Source organism: Devosia sp., assembly GCF_036676215.1.
Taxonomy (GTDB): domain Bacteria; phylum Pseudomonadota; class Alphaproteobacteria; order Rhizobiales; family Devosiaceae; genus Devosia.
On the sequence record NZ_JAKFDJ010000124.1, the window covers coordinates 1 to 7,393 of the forward strand.

The 7,393-nt window shown below is 64.0% G+C and carries 5 protein-coding genes and 1 pseudogene; all 6 read left to right on the forward strand.

All coding sequences use genetic code 11. The features are described from left to right. Positions 1-324, forward strand: a pseudogene (locus V6M52_RS11365) (hypothetical protein); the annotation flags it as partial. Positions 325-360: 36 nt separating this feature from the next. Then, a complete protein-coding gene (locus V6M52_RS11370) occupies positions 361-1,542 on the forward strand; it encodes an efflux RND transporter periplasmic adaptor subunit (protein ID WP_332701102.1) in 1,182 nt (393 codons plus the stop codon). 16 nt (positions 1,543-1,558) lie between these two features. Then, positions 1,559-4,699 carry a multidrug efflux RND transporter permease subunit gene (locus V6M52_RS11375; protein WP_332701103.1) on the forward strand — a complete coding sequence of 1,047 codons (3,141 nt, stop codon included), beginning with the start codon at positions 1,559-1,561 and terminating at the stop codon, positions 4,697-4,699. Beyond that, on the forward strand, positions 4,692-6,461 hold the full coding sequence (locus V6M52_RS11380) for an ABC transporter ATP-binding protein (RefSeq protein WP_332701104.1): 1,770 nt from the start codon (positions 4,692-4,694) through the stop codon (positions 6,459-6,461). The genes V6M52_RS11375 and V6M52_RS11380 overlap by 8 nt, the downstream gene beginning before the upstream one ends. A gap of 58 nt (positions 6,462-6,519) precedes the next feature. Beyond that, positions 6,520-7,203 (forward strand): response regulator, encoded by a 684-nt coding sequence (locus V6M52_RS11385; protein WP_332701105.1) that lies wholly within the window; start codon positions 6,520-6,522, stop codon positions 7,201-7,203. Next, the coding region (locus tag V6M52_RS11390) for a hypothetical protein (RefSeq protein ID WP_332701106.1) at positions 7,196-7,393 on the forward strand (198 nt) is incomplete at its 3' end. The genes V6M52_RS11385 and V6M52_RS11390, both read left to right, overlap by 8 nt.

The following is a 7,393-nucleotide window of genomic DNA, read 5'->3' on the forward strand; positions in this document are numbered from 1 at the left end:
GACTATCAGATCGCGGTATCGGAGTTCCGCGCGTCCCTGCTGACCGCCTTCAGCGACACCGGCACGGCGCTGAGCGCCCGAACCACCCTCAATGAAAAGTCCCGTCGCCTCCGCGCGGCGCTCGAGGCGGCGCAGGCTGCCGATCGGCTGACCGGTGAACGCTATCGCGCCGGCGCCGTGGCCCTGCGCATCTGGCTCGACGCCCAGGAGCGCAGCCGCGCCGCGGAACGGGCGCTGGCCGCCAACCGGCTGGAGCAATTGCTGGCCGAGGTGCAGATCTTCCGCGTTCTCGGCGGCTCGCCAACCCCTTCAGTGGCGCAGTAAGCGCTCCCTCCTTGCTCGTTCCTCCTGGATTGTCCGATGTTTATCCGTATTCCTCCCGTCCTCTCCGCCATCCTTGTCGCCGCGCTGCTTGCAGGCTGTTCGGCTTCGTCAGAGCCACCTGCCGCGGAAGGTGCCGACGCCGCGACGCAGGCGCCCCTGGTGTCGGTCATGACTCTGGAGGCAAAATCGGTGACGGTCTGGGATGAACTCCCAGGCCGGGTATCGGCCTTTCGCACCGCCGAAATCCGGCCGCAGGTCAGCGGTCTGATCATCGCTCGCTCGTTCGAAGAGGGTAGCGACGTTACCCAGGGGCAGTCCCTGTTTCAGATCGACACCGCATCCTTTGCCGCCGATGTAGCCAGCGCCGAGGCCGCGCTGCAGAAATCCAGGGCCGTGCTCGCACAGGCCGCTGCCGAATTCGACCGGTCGGACGTGCTGCGGCAGAGCAACAATATCAGCGACCAGAGCTTTGATCAGATCGCCTCGCAGCACGCTCAGGCCGCGGCCGACGTCGCACAGGCCGAAGCAGCACTGAAAAAGGCGCGTCTGTCGCTCGATCTTGCCACCGTCAAGGCGCCGATCGACGGGCAAATCGGTGCAGCCACGGCCGGAGAAGGCTCGCTGGCGGAAGCCACGAGCACCACCAGCCTTGCCACCATTCAACAGATCGGCAAGGTCCATATCGATATACGTCAACCCGCGTCCCGGCTCGAGCATCTGCGGGCCACGGCGCGCACTGGGGGCCTCCAACAGGCCGGAGCTATCCCGATCGAAATTCTGCTCGGTGACGGCGATGACAATATCATCGCCGCCAGGGCTCTGTTCTCGGACATCAGCGTCGACGAGGGCACGGGCAATGTACGCCTGCGGGCCGTGGCCGATAACGCCGGTCGCCGCCTGCTACCGGGCATGTATGTGCGCGCCCGCGTGCCGCGCGGCATCTATCCCGACGCCATCGGCGTGCCGCAGCAGGCCGTGGTGCGAGACGCGCTTGGCGTAGCCAGCGTCTATGTCGTGGACGCCGATGGCAATGCCGCCGCCAAGCCGGTGCAACTGGGCGAGCTGGTGGAGGGCAAATACATCATCCGCGACGGCCTCAAGACGGGCGATCGCATCGTCGTCGAAGGTCAGGAGAAACTGGCCGCGCCCGGAGCGGTGCGCACCGTGGAATTCGGTGCAAAGCCCGCCGACACCGCTTCACCTGCCCAAAACGACTGACCGGAGCGAGCCAAAAATGCCTCAATTCTTTATCGATCGCCCCGTCTTCGCGTGGGTCGTAGCCGCGTTCATCACGCTGTTTGGTATCATCGCCATTCCGCAGCTGCCCGTTGCGCGGTTTCCCTCCATTGCGCCGCCCAGCGTCAGCGTCTTCGCCAGCTATTCGGGCGCCTCTGCTCAGACCGTCAATGAAACCGTGGTCATCCCGATCGAACGCGAGCTGACCGGCGTCAAGAACCTGCTCTATTTCAGCTCGAGCGCCGATGGCACCGGGAGCGCCAACATCACCCTGACCTTTGCCCCGGGCACCGATCCGGAGCTCGCCATGGTGGATGTGCAAAACCGCCTCAAGGGCGTCGAACCCCAGCTGCCGCCGCTCGTCCGCCAGGGCGGTCTGGCGGTCGAATCGGCGTCGGCGGGCTTTCTCGCGATCGTGACGCTGACCGCCGAGGGCAATCGCCTCTCTGCACTCGATCTGGAGGACTACCTCGCCAAATATATCGTGCCCGAGCTCAAGCGCATCAAAGGTGTCGGGCGCCTGCAATCCTTCGGCACCGAGAAGGCGATGCGCATATGGGTCGACCCCCTCAAGCTCGAAATGCTCAATCTCGGCATTGCCGACGTGACTGCAGCCATTCAGGGGCAGAACCTGCAGATCGCGCCGGGACAATTGGGGGCAGGCCCCACCGTGCCCGGCCAGACCATCACCGTGCCTCTCACCGTGCGCAGCACGCTGTCGACGCCCGAGGAGTTCGGCAAGCTCGTGGTCAAGGGCGAGCGCAACGGCGCCACGGTGCTGCTGAGCGATGTGGCGCGCGTTGAAATCGGCGCGCAGACCAGCTCGTTCTCGATGCTGCAGAACGGCAACCAGGCGACGGGCGCTGCCATCCAGCTGTCGCCCGGGGCAAATGCCGTGGCCACGGCCGACGCCATCAAGGCGCGCCTGGCCGAGCTCAAGCTCTCGATGCCGCAGGGCATGACCTATGCGCTGCCCTTCGACACCTCGCCGTTCATCAAGGTGTCCATCGAAAAGGTCATCTACACGCTCTTCGAAGCCATGGCCCTCGTCTTCGTGGTGATGTTCCTCTTCCTGCAGAGTATCCGCTACACCATCATTCCCGCCATCGTGGCGCCGGTCGCCCTGCTCGGCACATTCGCGGTGATGTTCCTGGCCGGCTATTCCATCAATGTGCTCACCATGTTCGGCATGGTGCTGGCCATCGGCATCATCGTCGATGACGCTATCGTGGTTGTTGAAAATGTCGAGCGCATCATGGCGAGTGAAGGACTCTCGCCCAAGGACGCGACGCGCAAGGCCATGAAGGAGATTACCGGCGCGGTGATCGGCATCACGGCCGTACTGGTGGCGGTGTCCATTCCCATGGGCCTCGCCAGTGGCTCGGTGGGCGCGATCTATCGGCAGTTCACCCTCTCGATGGCGGTCTCGATCCTGTTCTCGGCATTCCTGGCCCTCACGCTGACGCCGGCGCTCTGCGCCAATCTGCTCAAGCCCGTTCAGCACGGAAAGAAGAAGTGGGCGCCGTTTGCCCTGTTCGACCGGGGTGTCGACACCGTTACCCGTGGCTATGGCAAGACCGTCGCAGGCTTGCTGCGGCGTGGCGGCCGCATGATGGCGCTTTACGTCGTCCTCGTCGGCGCCCTGATCTACTGGTTTCCACTAATCCCCACGGCTTTCGTCCCGGACGAGGACCAGGGCAATTACACGGTGTCCATCGCCCTGCCGGCTGACGCCACCGAGGAGCGGACCGCCAAGGTGACCGATCTGGTCAACGCTGCCGTGACCAGACGCGAGGCGACGCAGGACAACCTCCTGATCAATGGCTTCAGCGATGTAGGTTCGGGTGCCAATGCCGCCACGGCATACGTAACGCTCAAGGACTGGAAAGGCCGCGCACACCTCCCCGCCAGCGAGGAAGTTGCCGCAATGACCGAGGCCCTGGCCGACGTGCCGGAAGGCTCGATCCAGGTCTCTCTGCCGGGCGCCATCGAGGAACTCGGTGGCGGCTCGGGCTTCAGCTTCGTGCTGCAGGACCGCGGCGGCAAGGGGCTCGACGCCCTCATGGCCGCGAAAGGGCTGTTGCTCGAGGCCGCCGCAAGCAGCCCCAAGCTCGCCAGTCTCAACCAGAACAGCTTGCCCAACGGCCCTAATGTCGAGCTCGAGATCGACCGCAACAAGGCACAGGCGCTCGGTGTGTCGTTCCAGGCGATCAGCGACACGCTGGGCACCGCGATCAGTTCGAGCAATGTGGGTGATTTCTCCAATGGCGGCAAATTGCAGCAGGTGATCGTGCAGGCCGATGCGCGCTATCGCATGCAGGTCGATGACGTGCTCAAGCTCTTCGTGCGCAACGACAAGGGCGGCATGGTCGCCCTGGGTGAAGTGGTGACGGCCAGGTGGAACAGTTCGCCCCGTCAAATCTCCCGCCACAACGGCTATCTGTCCGTTGATCTGGGCGGCGAGGGGGCAAAGGGCGTGGCCAGCGGCGATGCCATGGCCGAGGTCGAGCGACTGGTGCAGCAATTGCCGGAAGGTTTCGGCATCGAATGGACGGGAGAATCGCTCCAGGAGCGCGATTCCGGCGCGCAGATGCCGATGCTCCTGGCACTCTCCATGCTTGTTGTTTTCCTGGTACTCGCCGCACTCTATGAGAGCTGGACAGTCCCGATCGCCGTCCTCTTGGTGGTGCCGCTCGGCATCATCGGCTCGGTCGCGGCGGTGCAGCTGGGCGGGCAGTCCAATGACGTCTTCTTCAAGGTGGGCCTGATCACCGTGATCGGCCTCTCCGCCAAGAACGCCATCCTGATTGTCGAATTCGCCAAGGCCAAGCTCACCGAAGGCTGGACCTTGCGCGACGCCATCATCGAAGCCGGACGGCTGCGCATAAGGCCGATCGTCATGACCTCGCTGGCCTTTGCGCTGGGCGTCATGCCGCTCGTCCATGCCCACGGCGCCAGCGCGGAAACGCAAAAGGCCCTCGGCACGGGCGTGCTGGGCGGGGTCATTGCGGCAACGCTCTTCGCCCTCCTCTTCGTGCCGGTCTTCTACTATGTCGTGATGTCAATCTTCGGCCGCAAGAAAGCCGTGCCAACCAGCGACATAGCCGCGCTAGCCGCAAGGGGGTCCGACCATGCATGACCCTTATGAGGACTATGAGGCATCTGCCACCCAGCACACGTCACTGCGCCGCATGCTGGGGCTCGTCCGCCCACATGGCAGGGCGCTGCTGATCGTCCTCGCATTGATCATCGTCGCGGGCGCTGCGGGCGCCACCGCGCCATTCCTCGTCCGCAGCGTGATCGACGATGCATTACCCCATAGCAATGTGCAGCTGCTGATGCTGCTTTGCGGCGGCCTTGTCGGCATCGCGGTGTTGTCGGCAATCGCCAGCGTGTTCCAGGCCTATGTGTCGACCCATATTGGCCAGCAGGTCATGCACGAGTTGCGGGTCGCGTTGTACCAACACCTGCAATCGCTTTCGCTGGCCTTCTTCGCCACCGCCCGCACGGGAGAGGTGCAATCGCGCATGTCGAGCGACATCGCCGGCTTGCAGGCCCTTTTCACCAATACCGCTTCGGATTTTGCGCGCAATGTCAGCATCGTCCTCACCACTATCGTGGCGATGATCCTGCTCGACTGGCGGCTTGCTTTGGCTTCTCTGGTCTTCTTGCCGGCGCTGGTATGGCTCAACAATCGCGTCGCCGCGCTCCGCGAGCGCATTACCTTCGAGCAGCAGGATCGTATCGCCGACATGTCGGCCACCGTCACCGAGTCGCTCTCGGCCGGCGGCTTCATCCTCGCGCGCACCATGGGCCGCGCCCGCCACCTGGTGCAGCTCTTCCGCCAGACCTCCGCCGATGTGGCCGGGCTCGAACTGCGCTCGCACACGGCCGGTCACTGGGAAATCGCCATTGTCATGTTCGCGCTCGACATCCTGCCGGCACTGACCTTCCTCATCGGCGGCCTGCTGCTGGCGCAGGGACTCGGTGCTTCCATCGGCACATTGGTGGCGCTGATCGCCTTGCAGGAGCAATTGCTGTGGCCGATGCTGGAACTGTTCGAGGCGCGGGTCGAACTGTCGAGGTCGCGGGCGCTGTTGACGCGCGTCTTCAGTTATCTCGATACCGAACCACTGGTGGTCGAGCCGCAGAAGCCGATGACGATCAACATTGCCAATTTCCGTGGTGACGTCGCTTTCGAGGGCATTTCCTTTTCCTATCGGCAAGCCGATCGACCGACCCTGCACGACATCAACCTGCACATTCCAGCGGGAAGTCACACGGCCATCGTTGGCACGACGGGCTCAGGCAAGAGCACGCTGGGCTATCTCATGGCGCGCCTCTATGACCCCGACCAGGGGCGAGTCTGCTTCGACGGCATGGATATCCGTGACCTCAGCTTCGAAACCCTCTCCCATGTGCTCGGCGTGGTGACGCAGGATCCGTTTCTGCTCAATGCCAGCATTGAAGAAAACCTGCGCTTCGCCAATCCCGAGGCCACCAATGCCGAACTGGTGGAAGCTCTCGAGCTGGCGCAACTGACCACGACGGTCGCGGCCCTGCCGCAAGGCATGAAAACCACGGTGGGCGAGCGGGGCTATCAGTTCTCCGGCGGGGAACGCCAGCGCCTGTCGCTGGCCCGGACCATTCTGCGCGACCCCAAGATTCTGCTCTTGGACGAAGCCACGAGCGCGCTCGATCCGGAGACGGAAAAGGCCCTGGCCTCCGCGCTGCAAGCGGCCCGGTCCAGGACCGTCGTGTCCATTGCTCATCGGCTGTCCACCGTTCGCCATGCCGACCAGATCGTGGTGCTCGACCAGGGCCGCATCGTCGAGATCGGCACCCATGATGCCCTGCTGGCGGCCGGCGGCCGCTATAGCCGTCTGGCGACGATCGGATGAAAAGCATTGACGTCTGAAAGCCAAGTCTGATGACCTCCCCCCAAAAGCACCACCGAGCATGACCAACCAACTCATCCTGATCATCGAAGACGACATCGAGATCGTGCGCATCCTGCAGGCCTATTTCGAGCGGGATGGCTTTCGCACCATCGCGGCCACCGACCCGCTGACGGGCCTTGCCCACCATCAGCGCCTCAAGCCCGACCTCGTCGTGCTCGATGTCAAGATGCCCAAGATGGATGGGTACGAGACGCTTGCCGCCCTCCGCCGCATTGATGATACCCCAGTGATCATGGTGACCGCGCTTGCGGAAGACCTCGACAAGCTCCAGGCGCTGCGGCTGGGCGCCGACGACTACGTGGTCAAACCCTTCAATCCGCTCGAGGTGGTGGCACGGGCTCGCGCCATTCTCCGGCGCACCCAAGGCGGACGGCAAAGCTCCGTCCTGCGGGCGGGGCGTCTGAGCATCGATACCGAAGCGCATACAGTGCTGGTCGATGCCGACCCGTTGGCGGTGACGCTGACCGAGTTCCGCCTCCTGGCGCATATGGTGCGGTCGCCCAATCGTGTGTTCGAACGGGGCGAATTAATCGATGCCTGCCTGCCCGAGGGCGAGGCGATGAACCGGACAGTCGACAGCCACATGAGCAATCTCCGGCGCAAGCTGACGACGGCCGGCTTGCCAGCCTTGCTCGTCGGTGTGCGCGGCGTGGGCTACCGTCTGGATGTGTCGCATGGCTAGACAAGTCAGTACAGCGCTGCAGATCGTCATGGTGGCGGTAGCGCTCGCCGCGGCGGTTGCCATCATTGCCTATTTCGGCTTTCCCGCCTATTTCGAGCTGGCGCTTCGCATCTGGCCCACCGTGCCGGAGAACGACGCCCTCTGGACCTGGGTGGATTGGGGCTTTCTGCTGCTCGTCCTGGTCATCGGC